General features: G+C 70.4%; 1 protein-coding gene. It reads left to right on the top strand.

Going from position 1 to position 1,168, the window contains the following annotated elements:
* A partial coding sequence (locus tag HR086_RS46985; protein ID WP_174468926.1) for an AMP-binding protein occupies nt 1–1,168 on the top strand: 1,168 nt, incomplete at both ends.

A 1,168-nucleotide genomic window follows, 5' to 3' on the forward strand; every position in this document is an offset into this window, starting at 1 on the left:
TGGAGGAGCCGGGTGTCGAGAAGCTCTCCGGACTTCGTCGCGTCGTGTGCAGTGGTGAGGCCCTCCCCGCCGAGCTCGTCCGCCGCGCGCACGCCCTCCTTCCCGCCTCCGCCGAGGTCCACAACCTCTACGGCCCCACCGAGGCCGCCGTCGACGTCTCCTTCTGGCACTGCGCCCGGGGCGACTCCCGACACTTCGTCCCCATCGGTCGCCCCGTCTCCAACACGCAGCTCCACGTCCTCGACGCCACCGGACTCCCTACTCCCGTCGGCGTGCCGGGCGAGCTCTTCATCGGCGGCGTCCAGGTCGGCCTCGGCTACCTCAGCCGTCCCGCGCTCACCGCCGAGCGCTTCCTCCCCGACGCCTTCTCCGCCATCCCCGGCGCGCGCCTCTACCGCACCGGCGACGTCGCTCGCTGGCTGCCTGACGGCTCCCTCGAGTACCTCGGCCGCGCCGACTTCCAGGTCAAGCTGCGCGGCTTCCGCATCGAACTCGGTGAAATCGAGGCCGCGCTCCTCGCGGCTCCCGGCGTCGCCGATGCCGTCGTCGTCCTTCGCGAGGATGCTTCCGCTCCCCGCCTCGTCGCCTATCTCGTCGCCTCCGCCGAACTCGACACCCAGGCCCTGCGCGCTTCCCTCTCCCAGCGCCTGCCTGAGTTCATGGTGCCCTCGGCCTTCGTGACGCTGCCGACGCTGCCCCTGTCTCCCAACGGCAAGGTCGACAGGCGGGCCCTGCCAGCTCCGGACCTGAAGCCTCGCGAAGCGGGAGACTTCCTCGAACCCCAGACTCCGTCACAGCAGGCGCTGGCCCGCATCTGGACCGAGCTGCTGGGCGTGCCGCGCATCGGCCTCCGCGACAACTTCTTCGAGCTGGGCGGCGACTCCATCCTCGCCATCCAGGTGGTCTCACGCGCGCGTCAGGCCGGCCTGCATCTGGCCGCAAACCAGCTCTTCCAACACCAGACACTGGAAGCGCTGGCGCGCGTGGCGAAGCAGCAAGGTGGGCCGCAGGTCGATTCGGGCATGGTGCTCGGCACCTCCCTCCTGACGCCCATCCAGCTCGACTTCTTCGAGAAGGAACTCCTCGAACCGCACCACTTCGCCCAGGCCTTCATGCTCGCGTCGAGCGAGCCGGTGGACGTCCCGTGCCTGGAAGCGGCGCTGCGCGC

Origin of the sequence: Myxococcus sp. CA039A (assembly GCF_013336645.1) — a bacterium.
In the GTDB taxonomy this organism is placed as follows: Bacteria; Myxococcota; Myxococcia; order Myxococcales; family Myxococcaceae; genus Myxococcus; species Myxococcus llanfairpwllgwyngyllgogerychwyrndrobwllllantysiliogogogochensis.